Source organism: Rhodanobacter glycinis (assembly GCF_900114325.1).
In the GTDB taxonomy this organism is placed as follows: Bacteria; Pseudomonadota; Gammaproteobacteria; order Xanthomonadales; family Rhodanobacteraceae; genus Rhodanobacter_A; species Rhodanobacter_A glycinis.
In genome coordinates this window covers 407,037-426,930 of record NZ_FOSR01000001.1, presented here as the reverse complement: position 1 = coordinate 426,930, position 19,894 = coordinate 407,037, and the positions used below count along the sequence as shown (strand labels likewise).

The 19,894-nt window shown below is 64.5% G+C and carries 16 protein-coding genes; 5 read left to right on the top strand and 11 right to left on the bottom strand.

What is annotated here, in order from left to right:
• Positions 1-78: 78 nt before the first annotated feature.
• The 3 genes from guaA to folD all read right to left on the bottom strand — a co-directional run bounded on the left by guaA (position 79) and on the right by folD (position 4,337).
• On the bottom strand, positions 79-1,656 hold the full coding sequence (guaA, locus tag BMY90_RS01985; protein ID WP_092700862.1) for a glutamine-hydrolyzing GMP synthase: 1,578 nt from the start codon (positions 1,654-1,656) through the stop codon (positions 79-81).
• Between the two features lie 225 nt (positions 1,657-1,881).
• On the bottom strand, positions 1,882-3,339 hold the full coding sequence (gene guaB / locus BMY90_RS01980) for an IMP dehydrogenase (protein ID WP_092700859.1): 1,458 nt from the start codon (positions 3,337-3,339) through the stop codon (positions 1,882-1,884).
• A 143-nt stretch (positions 3,340-3,482) separates the two neighbouring features.
• Positions 3,483-4,337 carry a bifunctional methylenetetrahydrofolate dehydrogenase/methenyltetrahydrofolate cyclohydrolase FolD gene (folD, locus tag BMY90_RS01975; RefSeq protein WP_092700856.1) on the bottom strand — a complete coding sequence of 285 codons (855 nt, stop codon included), beginning with the start codon at positions 4,335-4,337 and terminating at the stop codon, positions 3,483-3,485.
• Between folD and BMY90_RS01970 the strand changes: the two genes are divergently transcribed.
• Positions 4,324-5,013 (top strand): GNAT family N-acetyltransferase, encoded by a 690-nt coding sequence (locus BMY90_RS01970; protein WP_245734803.1) that lies wholly within the window; start codon positions 4,324-4,326, stop codon positions 5,011-5,013. The two genes, folD and BMY90_RS01970, sit on opposite strands and share 14 nt — an antisense overlap.
• Here the strand turns inward: BMY90_RS01970 and moeB are convergent.
• The 8 genes from moeB to ndk form a co-directional block, all read right to left on the bottom strand.
• Positions 4,974-6,143, bottom strand: coding sequence for a molybdopterin-synthase adenylyltransferase MoeB (gene moeB, locus BMY90_RS01965; RefSeq protein ID WP_092700850.1), 1,170 nt, complete (start codon positions 6,141-6,143; stop codon positions 4,974-4,976). The genes BMY90_RS01970 and moeB overlap by 40 nt on opposite strands.
• A gap of 128 nt (positions 6,144-6,271) precedes the next feature.
• The gene (der, locus tag BMY90_RS01960; protein WP_008214605.1) at positions 6,272-7,672 is read right to left on the bottom strand and encodes a ribosome biogenesis GTPase Der; all 1,401 of its coding nucleotides are present in this window, start codon (positions 7,670-7,672) and stop codon (positions 6,272-6,274) included.
• A 36-nt stretch (positions 7,673-7,708) separates the two neighbouring features.
• Positions 7,709-8,926, bottom strand: a complete 1,218-nt coding sequence (bamB, locus tag BMY90_RS01955; RefSeq protein ID WP_092700847.1) for an outer membrane protein assembly factor BamB — start codon at positions 8,924-8,926, stop codon at positions 7,709-7,711.
• Positions 8,923-9,573, bottom strand: a complete 651-nt coding sequence (locus tag BMY90_RS01950) for a YfgM family protein (protein WP_008214601.1) — start codon at positions 9,571-9,573, stop codon at positions 8,923-8,925. The genes bamB and BMY90_RS01950 overlap by 4 nt, the downstream gene beginning before the upstream one ends.
• 166 nt (positions 9,574-9,739) lie before the next feature.
• The gene (locus BMY90_RS01945) at positions 9,740-10,705 is read right to left on the bottom strand and encodes a helix-turn-helix domain-containing protein (RefSeq protein ID WP_081491834.1); all 966 of its coding nucleotides are present in this window, start codon (positions 10,703-10,705) and stop codon (positions 9,740-9,742) included.
• A gap of 26 nt (positions 10,706-10,731) precedes the next feature.
• Entirely contained in the window at positions 10,732-11,508 is a 777-nt protein-coding gene (gene pilW, locus BMY90_RS01940; RefSeq protein WP_092700844.1) for a type IV pilus biogenesis/stability protein PilW, read from the bottom strand.
• Positions 11,498-12,652, bottom strand: a complete 1,155-nt coding sequence (gene rlmN / locus BMY90_RS01935; protein ID WP_092700841.1) for a dual-specificity RNA methyltransferase RlmN — start codon at positions 12,650-12,652, stop codon at positions 11,498-11,500. The genes pilW and rlmN overlap by 11 nt, the downstream gene beginning before the upstream one ends.
• A 2-nt stretch (positions 12,653-12,654) precedes the next feature.
• Entirely contained in the window at positions 12,655-13,080 is a 426-nt protein-coding gene (gene ndk / locus BMY90_RS01930) for a nucleoside-diphosphate kinase (RefSeq protein WP_092700839.1), read from the bottom strand.
• A 217-nt stretch (positions 13,081-13,297) separates the two neighbouring features.
• Here ndk and BMY90_RS01925 point away from each other — a divergent pair, with 217 nt between their 5' ends.
• From BMY90_RS01925 to BMY90_RS01910, 4 genes are all read left to right on the top strand, one after another.
• Positions 13,298-13,933: a TetR/AcrR family transcriptional regulator gene (locus tag BMY90_RS01925; protein ID WP_037101613.1), complete on the top strand. Its 636-nt coding sequence runs from the start codon at positions 13,298-13,300 to the stop codon at positions 13,931-13,933.
• Between the two features lie 90 nt (positions 13,934-14,023).
• Positions 14,024-16,414: a 3-hydroxyacyl-CoA dehydrogenase/enoyl-CoA hydratase family protein gene (locus tag BMY90_RS01920; RefSeq protein ID WP_092700836.1), complete on the top strand. Its 2,391-nt coding sequence runs from the start codon at positions 14,024-14,026 to the stop codon at positions 16,412-16,414.
• 151 nt (positions 16,415-16,565) lie between these two features.
• Positions 16,566-17,771, top strand: coding sequence for an acetyl-CoA C-acyltransferase (locus BMY90_RS01915; protein WP_092700834.1), 1,206 nt, complete (start codon positions 16,566-16,568; stop codon positions 17,769-17,771).
• A gap of 373 nt (positions 17,772-18,144) precedes the next feature.
• Complete coding sequence (locus BMY90_RS01910; RefSeq protein WP_175481476.1) at positions 18,145-19,731, top strand: SDR family NAD(P)-dependent oxidoreductase; 1,587 nt, start codon at positions 18,145-18,147, stop codon at positions 19,729-19,731.
• The last annotated feature ends 163 nt before the right edge of the window (positions 19,732-19,894 follow it).

The window sequence follows — 19,894 nt, the reverse complement described above, 5'->3', positions numbered from 1 at the left end:
TTTCATTGATTTACAGAGCAAACATGAAAAAGCCGGCACAAGGCCGGCTTTTTCGATACGCGCAAGTGGCTGATTTTTCTATTCCCACTCGATCGTGGCCGGCGGTTTGCCGCTGATGTCATACACGACACGAGAAATGCCACGTATCTCATTGATAATACGGTTGGAAACCTTGCCAAGAAACTCATACGGCAAGTGCGCCCAATGGGCCGTCATGAAGTCGATGGTTTCCACCGCACGCAGTGCCACCACCCATTCGTAGGCGCGCGCGTCACCTACCACACCCACCGATTTCACTGGCAGGAACACCGCGAAGGCCTGGCTGGTCTTGTCGTACAGGTCGGCCTTGCGCAATTCCTCGATGAAGATGGCATCGGCGCGGGCCAGCAGTTCGGCGTATTCGCGCTTCACTTCGCCCAGGATGCGCACGCCCAGGCCGGGGCCGGGGAACGGATGGCGATAGACCATCTCGCGCGGCAAGCCCAGCGCCACGCCGATGCGGCGCACCTCGTCCTTGAACAGCTCGCGCAGCGGCTCGACCAGCTTGAGCTTCATGTGCTCGGGCAGACCACCCACGTTGTGGTGGCTCTTGATGACGTGGGCCTTGCCGGTCTTGCTGCCGGCCGACTCGATCACGTCGGGGTAGATGGTACCCTGTGCCAGCCACTTCACCTTGCCGCCGTGGGCGATCAGCTTCTCCGATTCCTCGTCGAAGATCTCCACGAACAGGCGGCCGATGATCTTGCGCTTGGCTTCCGGGTCGGCCTCTCCTTCGAGTGCTGTGAAGTAGCGGTCCGCGGCATTCACGCGGATCACCTTGACGCCCATGTGCTCGGCCATGGTGGCCATCACCTGGTCGCCTTCCTGCCAGCGCAGCAGGCCGGTATCGACGAACACGCAGGTCAGTCGATCACCGATGGCCTTGTGCAGCAGCGCGGCCACCACCGAGGAATCCACGCCACCGGACAGGCCCAGCAGCACGTGATCCTCGCCCACCTGTTCGCGCACGCGGGCGATCTGGTCGTCGATGATGTTGGCCGCCGTCCACAACGTGGCGCAGCCGCAGATGTCGGTGATGAAGCGCTTGAGCAGCGCACTGCCCTGCTTGGTGTGGGTCACTTCCGGATGGAACTGCACGCCGTACCAGCGTTTCTCCGCGTTTTCCATCACCGCGACGGGAATGCGCTCGGTGGTGCCGGTGACGACGAAGCCCGGGGGCGCCTTGCTGACGTGATCGCCGTGGCTCATCCAGACGTCCAGGCGATGGGCGTCGGCATGATCGCTGAGGCCATCGAACAACTGGCTGGGGGCCACGATGTCCACGCTGGCGTGGCCGAACTCGCGCGCCTCGGCCGCCTCGGTGGCGCCGCCAAGCTGGGCCGCCAGGGTTTGCATGCCGTAGCAGATGCCGAGGATCGGCACGTCCGCATCGAACGCCTGTTGCGGCGCCTTGGGCGCGTCGACCAGCGTGGTCGACTCGGGACCGCCGGAGAAGATGATGCCCTTGGGTGCGAACGCTGCGATTTCGGCCGGATCGTGGTCCCAGGCCCAGATCTCGCAGTACACGCCGAGTTCGCGTACACGGCGTGCGATCAACTGGGTGTACTGCGCACCGAAATCGAGTATGAGGATCTTGTCGGAATGGATATTGGTCATGAGCGGCTGGCCGGAAGGCTGGAGAGTTCGGTCGTCGTCATTCCGGCGCAGGCCGGAGGTGCTTTACAACAGCTGCAAGCTGGTCATCCAGTGACTGCACGCTCCGCTCGTCGCGGGTGTATTCCGGAGGTACCCAGCCCGGTCGGGCAGGCCCTCTTCGGCATCGCTACTGGATTCCGGCCTGCGCCGGAATGACGCGCGGGGAGCACAAGCGCCCCGCACTGGTCAGGAATTGAGCCGGTAGTTCGGCGCTTCCTTGGTAATCTGGATATCGTGCGGATGCGCTTCGGTAACGCCGGCCGAGGTCACCTTCACGAACTGCGCCTTGCTGCGCACGTCCTCGATGGTGGCTGCGCCCACGTAGCCCATCGAGGCGCGCAGGCCGCCGATCAGCTGGTGGATGATGTTGCTCAGCGGCCCACGGTACGGCACGCGACCCTCGATGCCTTCGGGCACCAGCTTGTCGGCGTCGGCCTCGTCCTGGAAGTAGCGATCCTTGGAGCCAAGCTGCATCGCGCCGATCGAGCCCATGCCGCGATAGCTCTTGTACGAGCGGCCCTGGAACAATTCCACCTCGCCGGGCGATTCCTCGGTGCCGGCAAACATCGAGCCGAGCATCACCGACGACGCACCAGCGGCAAGCGCCTTGGGAATGTCGCCGGAATAGCGGATGCCGCCATCGGCGATCAGCGGGATAGAGTCCTTCAGAGCCGTGGCTACCATGTCGATCGCGGTGATCTGCGGCACGCCCACGCCGGCCACCACGCGGGTGGTGCAGATGGAACCCGGGCCCACGCCCACTTTCACCGCATCGGCGCCGGCGTCGCGCAAGGCCAGTGCGGCATCACCGGTAACGATGTTGCCGGCGATCACCTGCACCTGCGGGAAGTTCTTCTTCACCCAGGCCACGCGATCGATCACGCCCTGCGAATGGCCGTGCGCCGTGTCCACCACCAGCACGTCCACGCCGGCCTCGACCAGCGCATGGACGCGCAGCTCGGTATCGCCGCCCACGCCCACCGCCGCGCCGACCAGCAGCGCCTCGTTGGCGTCCTTGGCGGAATTGGGGTTGTCGCGGGCTTTCTGGATGTCCTTCACGGTGATCAGGCCGCGCAGCTGGAAGGCGTCGTTGACCACCAGCACCTTCTCGATGCGGTGCTTGTGCAGCAACTGCAGCACTTCGTCCTGGCTGGCGCCTTCCTTCACCGTGACCAGCTTGTCCTGGCGGGTCATGATGTTGCGCACCGGATCATCGGGCTTGCGCTCGAAGCGCATGTCGCGGCTGGTGACGATGCCGACCAGTTGCTCGCCCTCGACCACCGGCACGCCGGAAATGTTGTGTGCGTGGGTGAGCTTGAGCACTTCGCGGATCGAGGTGTCCGGGCTCACGCTGAACGGACTGCGGATCACGCCGGCTTCGAACTTCTTCACCAGCCGCACTTCCGCGGCCTGCTGCTCGGCGGTCATGTTCTTGTGGATGATGCCGATGCCACCCTGCTGGGCCATGGTGATGGCCAGGCGCGCCTCGGTCACCGTGTCCATGGCAGCGGACACGATGGGAATGTTCAAACGCAGGCCGCGGGTGAATCGGGTGGAGGTGTCGACGTCGCGTGGCAGCACGACGGAGTGGCCCGGGACGAGGTAAACGTCGTCGTAGGTCAGGGCCTCGGCGAGGATGCGCATCGGAAAGTTCCCTGCAAAGAGGGGATTATACGCGCCTCGCAGGTGCTCTCGCCAGACATGCGGCGTTCTGCAGGAGCTCGCTCGCTGGCGATGCTCCCGTTTCGATGCAAACCGGAGCAGAGGCTTCGCCCGCGAGCGGGTTCCTACGGGATGCTTGCCTCGGCCGCTTCCAGCGTGTTCTCCAGCAAGGTGGCCACGGTCATCGGGCCGACGCCGCCGGGCACCGGAGTGATCCAGCTCGCGCGTTCGGCCGCCGGCTTGAAATCCACGTCACCGACCAGGCGGCCGTCATCGAGCCGGTTGATGCCGACATCGATCACCACCGCGCCGGGCTTGATCCACTCACCCTTCACCAGACCCGCCTTGCCCACCGCCACGATCAGGATGTCGGCTTGGCGCACGAAGCCTTCCAGGTCCCGCGTGAAACGATGGCAACAGGTGGTGGTGCAGCCGGCAATCAGCAGTTCCAGCGCCAGTGGCCGCCCGACATGGTTGGACACGCCCACCACCACGGCATGCTGGCCGCGCACCGGGCGATCGGTATGGCCCAGCAAGGTCATCACGCCCTTGGGCGTGCACGGGCGCAAACCGAATCGGCGCAGCGCCAGGCGGCCCACGTTCACCGCCTGGAAACCGTCCACGTCCTTGTTCGCATCGATGCGGTCGACCAGTGCATCCTCGTCGATATGCGATGGCAGCGGCGATTGCACCAGGATGCCGTGCACGGCCGGATCGGCATTGAGCTGGTCGATCAGTGCGAACAGCTCGGCTTGCGTGGTGCTGCTCGGCAAGTCGTGGTCGAACGAGCGAAACCCCACCTGATGGCAGGCTTCGCGCTTCTTGCGCACGTACACCGAGGAAGCTGCATCGTCGCCCACCAGCACCACGGCCAGACCAGGCTCGGGCAGGTTCTGCGCCTTGCGTTCGACTACGCGTCGCTTGATTCGCGACAGCAGTTCCTGTGCGATCCGTTTGCCGTCGAGAATGCGTGCGCTCATGATCGCCCTAGTCCTGCAAAGGCGCACATTATCGCGGTTGGCTGCCAACCACACAAACGAAAAAGGAGCGACGATGCCGGTCGAGCCCATCGATCCCGCACTGGAACTGGTCAACGGAGAATGGCTGCTTCGGCCCTGGCGCCTTTCCGACGCCGCCGCGTTGCTGGAAGCCGTGCAGGCATCCCTGCCAAGCCTTGGACATTGGCTGGACTGGTGCCATGCCGGGTACGGCGAGAAAGAAGCCCAGGCCTGGGTCCGCGAGTGCCGGCAAGGCTGGCTCGAACAGCGGCATTTCGCGTTTGCGATCTGCGACCGGGACAGCGGTGAACTACGAGGGAGCGCCGGACTCAACCAGTTCAACCCGCAGCACCGGATCGCCAGCCTGGGTTATTGGGTCCGCCAATCGCATCAGGGCCAGGGCATTGCCTCGCGCGCAGCGGCGACGGTGGCGCGCTTCGGTTTCGAACAGCTGGCACTGGCGCGCATCGAGATCGTCGTCCTGCCCGACAACCACGCCAGCCGAAGCACCGCCGAAAAGGCCGGAGCCAAGCTGGAAGGCCTCGCCCGGCACCGGTTGTGGGCGCGCAATCGAGCAACCGACGCCCTGGTCTACTCGCTGATTCCCGAGGATCTTGTTCAACCGCCGCTTGCGCAGAGTCGGGCCACGTCTTCGTAACCACGGAATGCGGCATGCCGACCGCAGCCAGGGCAATCCGGATCGCGCGGCAAACGTGTCTCGCGAAAGTGCATGGCGAGGGCATCGAAGGACAGCAGCCGGCCCGTCAGGGGTTCGCCCAGGCCAAGGATCAGCTTCAGCGTCTCGGTGGCCTGCAGCAGGCCGACGATGCCGGGCAACACGCCAAGTACGCCGGCTTCGCTGCAGTTGGGCGCATCGGCAGCAGCCGGCGGTTCGGGGAACAGGCAGCGATAGCACGGCGATGCGTCGCGTCGCGGATCAAACACGCTCACCTGCCCCGTGAAACGCTCCACGGCGCCGTACACCATGGGCAACTTCAGCCGCAGCGAGGCCGCGGCCAGCAGGTAGCGTGCAGGAAAATTGTCGGCGCCGTCGATCACCACGTCATGACCGGCCAGCAGCCGCTCCACGTTGTCGGCACGCAGGCGTTCGTCGCGTGTATCCACCTGCACTCGCGGATTCAACGCGTGCAGCGCCAGGCGCGCCGACTCGGTCTTGGCCATGCCCACCCGGGCATCGGCGTGGATGACCTGGCGATGCAGGTTGGAACGTTCGACCCGGTCATCATCGATCAGGGTCAAGCGGCCCACGCCGGCTGCGGCGAGATACAACGCCGCCGGGGCGCCGAGGCCACCGGCGCCCAGCAGGACGACACTCGCCGCCGCCAGTTTGGCCTGCCCGGCCTCGCCCACCTGCGGCAGGCGCAACTGGCGGGCATAGCGCTCGCTGGCGTCGGCGTCGAGCGCACCCCGCACCACCGGCAAGCCCTCGGTCTTCCAGCGCTCGAAACCGCCGGCGACCGATTGCACGTGCCGATAACCGAGTCGCTGCAGGGTTTCGGCCGCCAACAATGAACGCGTGCCGCTGCCGCATAACGTGAGAATGGGACGCTCGCGATCCGCTTCAGCCTGCTCGATGCGCAATTCCAGGAAACTGCGCGACAAACCCAACGCACCTGCGGGCGAACCGGTCGCGCGTTCGCTGTCTTCGCGTACATCGATCAGCAAGGCGCCCTGCGACTGCTGCGCCAAGGCGGCGGTCGGCGCTACTTCTGGAATGCGGCTGCGCAACTCGGCCAGCCAGGTTTCGCTATCGGGGAGAGGAGACATAGCGGGAAGTGTAGCTTTTCTCCCGTGTTCTTCCGTCGACCTCAAAGCGGGTTTCGATGGGTGCTATCGCGAGCACCCGCCCCTCACCTCGGTCCTCTCCCCGGCGGGGAGAGGAAGCAAGCGGGCCGTTACTTGCGCTTTTTCATCTCGCGGATCATGCGCTGGCGCTTGCGCTGCTGGGCTTCGGTCAGCACGTTCTTCTTGCCGGCGTACGGATTCTCGCCTTCGCGGAATTCGATGCGGATCGGCGTGCCTTCCAGCTTGTAGCGCTTGCGGAAGAAGTTCTCGAGGTAGCGACGATACGCCGGCGCGATGTGCTTGGTGCGGCTGCCGTGGATCACCACGGTGGGCGGGTTGCTGCCGCCGGGATGGGCAAAGCGCAGCTTCGGCGCATGGCCGCGCACCAGCGGCGGCTGGTAGCTCTCGTAGGCCTTTTCCAGCGTGCGGGTCAGGTCGGACGAGTTCAGTTCTTTCGTGGCCGAGGCATGTGCCCGCATCACGGCACGCATCAGCTCACGCAGGCCGGAGCCATGCAGCGCGGAGATGTACACCTGCTTGGCCCAGTCGACGAACACCAGTCGACGATCCAGCGCACGTTGGCACTGCTCGCGCTGGTAGGCGTCCAGGCCGTCCCACTTGTTGACCGCAATGACCAGCGCCCGCCCCTCTTCCATGGCATGGCCGATCAGGGTGAGATCCTGGTCGGCCAGGTTTTCGCGGGCGTCGATCATGATCACCACCACCTGCGCGGCAGCGATGGATTGCAACGTCTTGATGACGCTGAATTTCTCCACCGCTTCCTCGACGCGGGCCTTGCGGCGTACGCCGGCCGTGTCGATCAGGGTGTAACGCTTGCCGTCGCGTTCCAGCGGCACGCGGATCGGATCGCGGGTGGTGCCGGCCACGTCGGAGACGATCAGGCGATCCTCGCCCAGCAGGCGATTGATCAGGGTGGACTTGCCCGCGTTCGGACGGCCGACAATGGCCACGCGAATGCTGCCGTCCTCGACCTGCTCTTCCGCCTCGTCCGGCTCGGCCGGCAGCAACGGCAACAGCATGTCGACCAGGTCTTCGGTGCCACGGTTGTGCGCAGCGGACAGCGGCAAGGTGGCCGCAATGCCGAACACGGCGAACTCGGCCAGCGCGGTCTCTTCGTCCAGTCCATCGGTCTTGTTGACCGCGGCGATGATCGGCTTGCCGCTGCGACGCAGCTCGTCGAGGATGGTGCGATCCTGCGGCAGCAGGCCATCGCGCGCATCGACCACGAACACCAGTACCTGGGCTTCCTCGATGGCCAGGCGCACCTGGCGTGCGGTCAGGCCATCGAGACCGTCATCGATACCGGACAAGCCGCCGGTGTCGACCACCACGAAGGGACGTTCCTCGTTCGTGCGGCAGATGCCGTAGTGGCGATCGCGGGTGACGCCCGGCATATCGGCCACCAGGGCGTCACGGCTGCGCGTCAGTACATTGAAAAGGGTCGATTTACCGACATTGGGGCGACCGACCAGAGCGACGACGGGCAGCATGGGGAGGCATGTTTCCTTGAATCAGCGCGGCAGCGATCAGTGGCCGCCGAGACGGTAGGCGCCAATATGGCCCTCCACGTCCTCGACGTACACCACATCACCCACCACCACCGGCTGGGCACGAATCGCCACCTTCCGCGACAGGCGTTCGCGCGCGGCCAGCGCACCGTCGCCGGTCTGCAGCCAGTGCACGTAGCCGTACATGTCACCGACCACCACGTAGTCGCCCTGCACCGCCGGGCCGCTGAGCCAGCGATAACGCAGCTTGCTGTTCTTCCACATGTCGCTGCCGCTGCTCTTGTCGAACGCCCACACCTGCGAGGAATCGTCGACGCCATAGACGGCGCTGCCGTTCACCGCCAGCGAGGTGTAGCTGGAGAACGGGTGCGACCACATCGGGCGCCCGCTGGGGCCGTCCACTGCGAGCAGGTTGCCGTGATAGGCGGCGGCGTAGAGCGTGCTGCCATCGAGCAGGATGCTGCCGTCGGCATCATCGAGGCGGTCGATGTCGGTACGACCCTCGCCACTGGCCAGCGGCTGTTCCCACAGCTTTTCGCCATTGTCTTCACGCAGAGCGACCAGCTTGCCGTTGTCGCTGCCGAAGAACACCACGCCATTGGCCGCCAGAATCGGGCCATTGCCACGCAGGCTGAGGCTGGGCACGGTGCCCTGGTCATAGACCCAGCGACGCTCGCCGGTGGCGCTGTCCAGGCCGTACAGGTTGCCGTCCTGGGTGCGCACGATGACCAGGCCATTCGAGATCACCGGCGAATCGATCACTTCGGACGTCAGTGCGGCGGTCCAGCGCGGCTTGCCATCCTTCGCATCGAAGCCGTAGACGTGGCCGTCGAGCGTGCCGATCACCAGCAGGTCACCGGCCACCGCCGGACCACCGGAATAGAAGGAATCCTTGCGCTTCTTGTCACCCCAGCCGAACCAGCCGTGCTGGCGCGAATGCTCGGACCACAGCTTCTTGCCGCTGGTGGCGTCGATCGCGGCAATGGTGCCATCGGTGCTGGCCGCGTAGAGCACGCCGTCGACCACGGTCGGACGCATGCGGATACCGCTTTCGCCCGCGCCCTTGCCAACCCGGTCCTTCCACAGGCGGGTGACCTGCACGGTGGGCGTGAAATCCTTGGCCAGCGGCGTCGGCGGCTGGATGTTTTCCTTCTTGAAGGAATGGCAGCCTGCCAGCGCCACAAGGGAAGCCGTCAAAGCGACCGCGCATGCCCGTTTCGTGAATCCTGCTTTCATGCACCCTGCTTTCCGGCCACGGCCAGATCGTCGATTTTCATTTGCAGGTCACCGCCCTGCAGCTCGGATTTGCCCAAGGCGGCCTCGGCGGCCTGGTATGCCTTGCGCGCGTCATCAGGACGCTTGAGCTTGACCAGCGCATCGCCGCGTAGTTCCTCGACTAGGCCCGGATAATCATTCGCGGAAATCTGCCCGAGCGTGGTGATGGCCTGCTGGGCGTTGCCCTGCGCCAGCTGCACGCGCGCGATCCGCAAGTTGACCAGCGCCTTCAGCGCAGGCGATTTGGCGTGTTGCTGCGCCCAGTCCAGCGATACCAGTGCCTTGTCCAGGTGCTTGGCACGCACGTCGTCCACGGCGCGATCGCTTACCGCGAACAGTGCGTACGGGCTGTCGGCATAGTCCTTCATCAACTGCGTGATCAGCGCATTGGCCTGGTCGGTCTGGCCCGCGGCCTGCGCGGTGCGCAGGTTCACGTAAAGCTGCGAAGCGGCGGCCTGATGGTTGACCTGGTGCTTGCGCCACTGCTGCCAGCCGAAAATCGCCACCAGGCCAATCACGATGCCGACCACGATCGACAAGCCGTTCTGGCGCAGCCACTGCTGTACGCGTTCGCCCTGTTCGTAGTCGTCGTATGCGTCAAATGCCATGCAATCACCGTGTGGGGGAATACGCCCGGAGGCGCTGTTGTAAGCCGTCCCGACGATCAGCCACGGCCGCAGTCGGGATCATCCGCCCAACCATGGGGCGGAGAATGGGCAAGCATAACCGATTGCACCGGCCGCGCGGGCCGATGCGGGCATTCGATATCGCCGTTCAGACGCCGGCGGGTGCAGCCTTGCCATCCTGGATGGCCACGCGGAAGTGCGCGACGTTGGCGTGGCGGTAATCGCCCAGCGCCACCGGCTGCCCGTCAATGCTGACCTTGGCACCGGCGGCGTTGCCGATGCGCACGTTCAGCGGCTCGTTGCTGCGGTACGTCTTGACGGTTCCGGCGGGGAGCAGGCTGTATTCCAGCCGGTCACCATCGGTATTGGTCACTTCGACCCAGCTGTTGTTGTCCAGCGTCAGCACCAGCGAATGGTCGCCGCTGCCAACGGCCGTGGCTGCCGGCGGTGCCGGAGTCGCTGCCGTGTCACCGCCCAGGTTGGGCACCGGCATCATCGAGGCCATCAAGGGCTGGTCGACCTGCGGCGGCTCTACCGTGGGCAGCGGCAAGGTCGCTGCAAGCGCATGGCCGGATTTCTGCACGGGAGACGCGGCGTCCTGCTGCGCGACCGGAGCGGAATCCAGCGGTGCCAGGCGGCTCATGTCGCTGCTCAGCGTGCCATGCACGCCGAGCCAGATGGTCGGTACGGCAATCACCACCGTCAGCACCACGTAGGTGGCCGCGGTGGCATAACGCTCAAGCAGGTAGCGGGAATGCGAAATGCCGCCGGTCACCACCAGCTCGGGGCTGGCCTGCACCGAATCGCTGCGCTTGATGCGCGCGATCTCGGCGTCGATCTCGGCGTCGTCGACGCCCAGGTGACGACCGTATTTGCGGATGTACCCGGTCAGATAGACCTGGTAGTCGATACCCTGGCGGTCATCGCTTTCGATCTGGCGCAGCACGCGCACCGGCAGATGCATGGCGTGGCCGCAACTCTCCAGATCGAGGCCCCTGGCCTCGCGGGCGGCGCGCAAGCGACTGCCGAAACCGGGTGCGGAGTCGGTCAGGTCGATGGCAGGCTGCTGCCCCCCGGCAGCATCAAGGGTCGGGTCGGGGACTCCAGACGTCATATCCCCCGGGTGGGACGGCTGAACATTCATGGCTTTGCGTTGGTATTGAGGGCCTGCGCCTGTTCCGAATCAGGAAACTGGTTTTGCAGACGCTTGTTGTAGTTGCGAGCGGCATCCGTGTCACCCAGCCGAAGTTCAATCTCATAACCCAGCTTGAGCGACGCCGGGGTAGCTTTCCCCAATGCCTCGTAGCGCTGCAGAAAAGCGCTGGCATGGAAGGGATCGTTGTTCAGGTACATCACGTTGGCGAGCTGGTAAAGCGCCTCGTCATTGTTGCCGTTGATGGCGATGGCATGCCGGAAACTGGCTTCGGCGCCGACACGATCATTCATGTGCATGCGGCAGATGCCGTCGTTCGTCCAGGCCACGTCAGGCGTGGCATAGAACGGATCGGCGACGGCCCGCTGGAAATAGGTGAGTGCCTCGGCCGATTTGCCGATGCGGCACAGGAACGCCCCGAGGTTGTTGTTCGGCGCGCCCTTCTTCGGCTCCAACTGCTCGGCCTTGCGATAGTTCACTTCGGCGTCGGGCAGATCGTGGATGCGCTCGTAGATCACCGCGATCACGGTATGCGCGGGCGCGTAGTTGTCGTCGAATTGCAGCGCCAGCTTGAGCTTGCCCAGCGCGGACTGCAGATCACCGATCTGCATGTAGTGCTGGCCCAGCTCGGTGTGGATGCGCGCAGCGTCCTCTGCGCTCTGCGACTTGCTGGTCTTCGGCAGGCTTTCGCCGCTGTGGGTCGTGACACAACCGCCGAGAAGGGCGCAAAAGCCCACTCCCAGCAAAATACGTTCAAGCCGCATGGATGCCCCCCTCTTCCAGTCGCTTGCGGAACGCTGCCTGGCGACGCGTCCGGTCCAGCACCTGCCCCTTCAATTGGCCGCAGGCCGCGTCGATGTCGTCGCCGCGGGTCCGTCGCAGCATGGTCAGCACCCCGGCGTTGAGCAGCAACGTCTGGAATGCATGGATGGCCTGCGCGTCCGAACGCTCGTAGCGGGTGCCCGGGAACGGGTTGAACGGAATCAGGTTCACCTTGCACGTGGGCAGCTTGCGCATGAACTTGATCAGCTGGCGCGCATGCTCCGGCTGGTCGTTGATGCCCTTCATCAAGGTGTATTCGAAGGTGATCGAGGTACGCGGCTTGCGCGCGACCCAGCGCTGGCAGGCCGCGGTCAATTCGGCCAGCGGGTAGCGCTTGTTCAGCGGCACCAGCTCGGTGCGCAGCTCATCGTTGGCCGCATGCAGCGACACGGCCAGCGAGACGTCGATGGTTTCCGACAGCTTGTCGATCATCGGCACCAGGCCGGCGGTGGACAGCGTGACGCGCTTGGACGCCAGGCCGAAGCCCAGGTCGTCGCGCATCAGGCTCATCGCCGTGGTCACGTTGTCGAAGTTCAGCAGCGGCTCGCCCATGCCCATCATCACCACGTTGGTGATGCGACGGTTCTGGTGGGTGATGTTGCCGAGCTGCTTCGCCGCCACCCACATCTGGCCGATCACCTCTGAAGGTGCCAGGTTGCGGTTGAAGCCCTGCGTGCCGGTCGAGCAGAAGGTGCAGGCCAGTGCGCAGCCGATCTGCGAAGACACGCACAACGTGCCACGCGTGGGCTCGGGAATGTAAACCGCCTCGACCGCGTTGCCGCGATCCATGCCCAGCAGCCACTTGTGCGTGCCGTCGGTGGCTACCTTTTCCAGCAGCGTCTTCGGCGGACCGACGTAGCACGAGGCCTCGAGCTTGGCGCGCAGTGCCTTGCCCACGTCGGTCATCTTCTCGAAGTCGTCTTCCAGGTGGTGGTAGATCCACTTCATCACCTGCTCGGCGCGATACGGCTTCTCGCCGATCTGCGTGAAGAAATCACGCAGGCCTTCGCGATCGAAGTCCAGCAGGTTGACCTTGTCCGCCGGAGCGGTCGGGTCGGATGTCGTGGCGGCTACCTGGTTCACCATGCTTACCTGGACGCGATCTCGGTCTCGGCGAAGTAGTACGCGATCTCGACGCGCGCCGTCTCGGCGGCATCGGAACCGTGCACTGCATTGGCGTCGATGGAATCGGCGAAGTCGGCGCGGATCGTGCCCGGCGCGGCTTCCTTCGGATTGGTGGCACCCATCAGCTCGCGATGCTTCGCCACGGCGTTCTCGCCTTCCAGCACCTGGATCATCACCGGGCCGGAGATCATGAATTCAACCAGCGCCTTGAAGAACGGGCGCTCGCTGTGCACGGCGTAAAAGCCTTCGGCTTCCGCGCGCGACAACTGCTTCTGCTTGGCGGCCACGATCTTCAGACCGGACTTCTCGAAACGAGCGTAAATTTCGCCGATCACGTTCTTGGCAACGGCGTCGGGCTTGATGATGGAAAGGGTGCGCTCCAGCGCCATGGGAATCTGCTCCGGGAGAAGGTTCGTCAGGAATGTGAAGAATCGGTCGAGATGTCCGATTGTGAGCTAAAACCGACACGAAATACGGATTTAGCTCACGAAAGTTTGACAGATTCTAACTCAGAAGCAAGTCGCAAGCCCTTCTTAACAAACGTTCGTTTGACTCTCGGGAAGCCCCGCGCGTATGCTCAAACGATCGTTTGATTCGATGCCGACCATGCCCACGACGGGAACGCCTCCGAACAGCACCGCCTCGACCAAGGATCGCATCCTCGCGGCCGCCGAAACCCTGTTTGCACAACGCGGTTTCGATGGTGCGTCGTTGCGTCAGCTGACCGCCGCCGCAGGGGTCAATCTGGCGGCCGTGAACTACCACTTCGGCTCCAAGGAAAAGCTGGTCGACGAGGTGTTTCGCCGCCGTCTGGACGCCCTGAACCAAGGCCGACTGGCCGCATTGGCGACCGTTGCCGGCCGCGACAGCACCACCCTGGAAGACGTGCTCGAGGCGTATATCCGCCCCGCGCTGGAGCTGACCCACGACGACAACGGCGCCTTGTTCATGCGCGTACTGGCCCGCGCCTTCGCCGAGCACGACGACCATCTGCGCCAGTTCCTGTCGGAGAACTACGGCCACGTGATGCGCCAGTTCACCGCCGAATTCACCCACTTGCTGCCGCACCTGAGTCGCGCCGAGCTGTACTGGCGCATCGACCTGGTCACTGGCGCGCTGACCCACGCCATGTCCGGCTTCGGCATGATCCAGCGCAAGGGGGACGTCAGTGCCACCGCGCATCGCGAGCAAACCGTCGCCCATCTCGTCCGCTTCGCGGCAGCAGGCCTCAGTTCCCCATGAATTGACCCCGGATCTTTCACCGGCGGGTAACCGCCGCCCCTGTTCCATACCCGTTTTGCCCTACGTGTCCGCCTCACTTTGGAGAAGCCAATGACCGCTGCATCCTCCTCACCCAACCCGGCACTGCGCATTCGCAAGGCCGCCGTGCTGGGCGCCGGCGTCATGGGCGCGCAGATTGCCGCCCACCTGACCAATGCCGGTGTCGAAACCGTGCTGTTCGACCTGCCCGCGAAAGAAGGCCCCAAGAGCGGCATTGCGCTCAAGGCCATCGCCAACCTCAAGAAGCTTTCCCCTGCCCCGCTGGCCGACCAGACTCTGGCCAACGCGATCATCCCGGCCAACTACGACGACGATCTCGACCATCTGAAGGATGTCGACCTGGTCATCGAAGCCATCGCCGAACGGATGGATTGGAAGCTCGACCTGTACAAGAAGATCGCCGGCCATCTGTCGAAGACGGCCGTGATCGCTTCAAATACCTCGGGCCTGTCGATCACCAAGCTCGCCGAGGCGCTGCCGAAAGAAATGCGCCACCGCTTCTGCGGCGTGCACTTCTTCAACCCGCCGCGCTACATGCACCTGGTCGAGCTGATTCCGACCAAGCTCACCGACAAGAAGGTGCTGGACGGCCTCGAAGCCTTCCTGGTCACCACCGTCGGCAAGGGCGTGGTGATTGCCAAGGACACCCCGAACTTCATCGGCAACCGCATCGGCGTGTTCTCGATGCTGTCGGCGATGCATCACACCGACCAGTTCAAGCTGGGCTTCGACACCGTCGATGCGCTGACCGGCCCGGCACTGGGTCGGCCCAAGAGTGCCACCTATCGCACCGCCGACGTGGTCGGCCTGGACACCATGGCGCACGTCATCAAGACCATGGCTGACACCCTGCCCGATGATCCGTGGCACAAGTACTTCAAGGCGCCGGTGTGGCTGCAGGGCCTGATCGACAAGGGTGCGCTGGGCCAGAAGACCGGTGGCGGGTTCTACAAGAAGGTCGGCAAGGACATCCAGGTGCTGGATGTGGCCAAGCAGGACTTCCGTCCGTCGGAACAGAAGCCGTCCGATGAAGTGGCCGCCATCCTGGCGATCAAGGATCCGGCCGAGAAGTTCGGCAAGCTGCGCGCCTCCAGCGACCCGCAGGCGCAGTTCCTGTGGGCCAGCTTCCGCGACCTGTTCCATTACAGCGCCTACCACCTAGCCGACATCGCCGACACCGCGCGCGATGTCGACTTCGCGATCCGCTGGGGCTACGGCTGGAAGCTGGGGCCGTTCGAGACCTGGCAGGCCGCCGGCTGGCAGCAGATTGCCGCGTGGATCAACGAAGACATTAAGGCCGGCAAGGCGATGAGCGACGCACCCCTGCCCGCCTGGGTCACCGACGGTCGCAAGGGCGTGCACGGCAAGGACGGTTCGTACTCGGCCAGCGCCAACGCCGACAAGCCGCGTTCGCAGCATCCGGTGTATCAGCGCCAGCTGTTCCCCGATCCGATCCTGGGCGAGAAATTCGATACCGGCACTACGGTGTGGGAGAACGATGGCGTGCGCCTGTGGACGCTCGGCGACGACGGCATTGGCATCCTTTCGTTCAAGACCAAGATGCATACGGTCAACGACCACGTGCTCGATGGCATCCAGCACGCCATCGGCGTGGCCGAGGAAAAGCTCAAGGCCGTGGTGATCTGGCAGACCAGCGAACCGTTCTCCGCCGGTGCGGACCTGAAGGGCGCGCTGGGCCTGCTGAAGGAAGGCAAGTTCGACGACTTCGAGCACATGGTCGCCAACTTCCAGCGCACCAGCATGCGCATCAAGCACTCGCTGGTGCCGGTGGTCTCCGCCGTGCGCGGCCTGGCGCTGGGCGGCGGTTGCGAATTCCAGATGCACTCGGCGCGCACCGTGGCCGCACTGGAAAGCTATATCGGCCTGGTCGAGGCTGGCGTCGGTCTGCTGCCGGCCGGTGGCGGCCTGCATGAGCTGGCCGTGCGCGCGGCGCATTCCAACCCGTCCGATCCGTTCGAGGCGCTGAAGAAAGTGTTCGAGACGGTGGCCATGGCAAAGGTCTCGCCCAGCGCGATGGAAGCGAAGAACATGGGCTTGCTGCGCGACAGCGACGTGGTCGTGTTCAACGCCTACGAGCTGCTCTACGTCGCCAAGCAGGTGGCCAACGCGCTGGCCGAGTCCGGCTATCGCCCGCCGTTGTACCAGCGTGCCATTCCGGTCGCCGGCGACGTCGGCACCGCCACCTTCAAGGCCTCGCTGGCCAACCTGCAAGCCGGCTACTTCGCCTCGCCGCATGACGTGGAAATCGCCACCCGCATCGCCGACACCCTCTGCGGCGGCGTGATCGAGCGCGGCTCCACGGTGGACGAGGAATGGCTGCTGGCGCTGGAACGCAAGCACTTCGTGGAACTGGCCAAGATGGAAAAAACCCAGGCCCGCATCGCCCACACCATGACCACCGGCAAGCCACTCAGGAACTGACCGCAGCCCTCCACACCGTCATCCCAGCGAAAGCTGGGATCCAGTGACTTCAGACTCACACCCAAGACACTGGATTCCAGCTTTCGCTGGAATGACGATCAAAAACCAAGACGCGTCGCCGCGAATCGCGCGACGCAACGGAGCAAGAACCATGACCAAGCAAGTGCAAGACGCCTACATCGTCGCCGCCACCCGCACCCCGGTCGGCAAGGCGCCGCGCGGCGTGTTCCGCAATACCCGTCCGGACGACATGCTCGCCCACGTGATCCGCGCCGTGATGGCGCAGGCGCCGGGCATCGATCCGCACCGCATCGGTGACGTCATCATCGGCTGCGCCATGCCCGAGGCCGAGCAAGGCATGAACGTGGCGCGCATCGGCGCGCTGCTGGCCGGTCTGCCCGACACCGTGCCCGGCGTCACCGTCAACCGCTTCTGCTCGTCCGGCCTGCAGTCGGTGGCAATGGCCGCCGACCGCATTCGCCTCGGCGAAGACGACCTGATGATCGCTGGCGGCACCGAGAGCATGAGCATGGTGCCGATGATGGGCCACAAGATCGCGATGAACCCCGCGATTTTCACCGACGAGAACATCGGCATCGCCTACGGCATGGGCATCACCGCCGAAAACGTGGCCAAGCAGTGGAAGGTCAGCCGCGAGCAGCAGGATGCGTTCTCGGTGGAAAGCCACCGCCGCGCGCTGGCCGCCCAGGCCGCCGGCGAGTTCGACGACGAGATCAGCCCGTTCGCACTGGACGATCACTACCCGAACTTGGCCACCCGCAAGATCATCACCGACAGCCGTACCATCAGCGCCGATGAAGGTCCGCGTGCCGGCACCACGATGGAAGTGCTGGCCAAGCTGAAAACCGTGTTCCGCAACGGCCAGTTCGGCGGCACCGTTACCGCCGGCAACTCCAGCCAGATGTCCGATGGCGCCGGCGCCGTGCTGCTGGCCAGCGAAAAAGCGATCAAGGAATACAACCTGCAGCCGCTGGCCCGCTTCGTCGGCTTCTCCGTCGCCGGCGTGCCGCCCGAGGTGATGGGCATCGGCCCGAAGGAAGCGATTCCCAAGGCACTCAAGCAGACCGGTATCAGCCAGGATCAACTGGACTGGATCGAACTCAACGAAGCATTCGCCGCGCAGTCGCTGGCCGTCATCCACGACCTCGGCCTGGACACAGCCAAGGTCAACCCGCTGGGCGGCGCCATCGCGCTCGGTCATCCACTCGGCGCCACCGGCGCGGTGCGCATCGCCACGCTGGTGCACGGCATGCGTCGCAGGAAGCAGAAGTACGGCATGGTGACCATGTGCATCGGCACCGGCATGGGCGCGGCAGGCGTGTTCGAAGCGCTCTGAGCCACGCCACTCCAGCAAAACAGAACGGCGCCGTTGCGAAACGGCGCCGTTCTTGTATGGAAACATCGAAAAGCCTCCCTCACCTCGGCGAAGGCTGGAGCCCGGCGCCTTCAACGCATTGAAATGCAAAAGCACGGGATGACCAGACACCCGCCTGTTGAAAAGCACCTCGCTGGAATGACGAACAAAACAGGGTTATTCGAGGCGTCCGCATGCGCTGTCGAACGGACGCGCAGACTTCGACGCACGGGCAGCAGGAAGGCCGAAATACCCGCTGCAAGGCCAGAACAGGCAGAATAAGCGGTTAACTACATGCGATGCGCCTGTTCCGGCATCTCACATCGCTCTGCCCAACTCGATACAGATCATGCTTATGAACACCACCACGCCACTGTCTGGTGACACGGTCACCGATGACGCGGACACCGCATTGCTACAACGTGTGCGCGCCGCCGCGGAACTGCTGGAATCGTTCGCCGCCGATCGACAATCGCTGGACCGGCTGCCCGCGGATGACCGCCAGCGCCTGCACCGAGCTGTGGCGCAGGCCTATCACCCCGATCCTGGCGCGCGTCGGATCAAGATGAAGGCAGCCGAGAAAGCGCGGCATGCGCTGAAGATCCAGGCCGAGGATGCCGTGCTCAATCAGACCGGCATCCGCGAGCTGCGCCGCCGGCCGGTGTTCACCACGCCGAATGTGCATGCCCCGCTTGGCTTCGAAGCGCACGACATCGCGCCGGATGCCGATGCCGCGCAACCGCGTGAGTCGATCGAGCCCAAGCACTGCTACGTGTGCAAGCAGAAGTATTCGACGATCCATTTTTTCTACGACCAACTGTGCCCCACCTGTGCGGCATTCAACTACGCCAAGCGCACCGAGCTGGTCGATCTGCACGGTCGCGTCGCGCTGCTGACTGGTGGGCGCGTGAAGATCGGCTACCAGGCCGGCCTGAAATTGCTGCGCGCTGGCGCGGAACTGATCGTCACCACGCGTTTCCCGCGCGATTCGGCGGCTCGCTATGCCGAGGAACCGGACTTCGGCGAATGGGGCCATCGCCTGCAGATCTATGGACTCGACCTGCGCCACACGCCGAGCGTGGAAGCGTTCTGCCAGGAACTGGTGGCCACCCGGCCGCGGCTGGATTTCATCATCAACAACGCCTGCCAGACCGTACGCCGTCCACCGGACTTCTACGCGCACATGATGGAAGGCGAGACCGCGGCGCTGCACGACATGCCCAGACATGTGCGCCAGCTGGTCGGTCACTACGAAGGCCTGCGCGGCTCGAACATCCTGCCCGAGGCGGGTGCCCCGGCGAACCTGCTGGCCAGCCGCACATCAGAGCTGCCCGGCCTGACCCACGCCGCCGAACTGTCCCAGATGCCGCTGCTGCCAGAGGAACTGCTGGCGCAAAGTCATCTGTTCCCCGAAGGCAAGCTCGACCAGGATCTACAGCAGATCGACCTGCGCCAGCGCAACTCGTGGCGACTGCTGATGGCCGAGGTGCCATCGGTGGAATTGCTCGAAGTGCAACTGGTGAACGCGATCGCACCTTTCATCATCAACGCGCGCCTGAAGCCGCTGATGCTGCGCACGCCCGAACGCGACAAGCACATCGTCAACGTGTCGGCGATGGAAGGCCAGTTCTACCGCAACTTCAAGACCACCCGGCATCCGCATACCAACATGGCCAAGGCCGCGCTGAACATGATGACGCGCACCTCCGCCACCGACTACCACAACGACGGCATCCACATGAACAGCGTCGACACCGGCTGGGTGACCGACGAGGATCCGGCCGAGCTGGCCGCGAGGAAAGTGCTGGAAGAACGCTTCCACCCGCCACTGGACATCATCGACGGCGCCGCGCGCATCGTCGACCCGATCATCAGCGGCATCAACACCGGCGAACACGTGTGGGGACAATTCCTGAAGGATTATCGTCCGACCGACTGGTAAGGCTGCGCGCACCATAAGGGTGAGAGCGCACGCGGCTCACATCAGATGCGATGAGAAGTCGACTCCACTTCTGCTAGCGATAACCCATCCGGCTCGTCATTCCGGCGCAGGCCGAAGGAGTCTTTCAACAGACGAATGTCTGGTCATCCAGTGACTGTGTAGC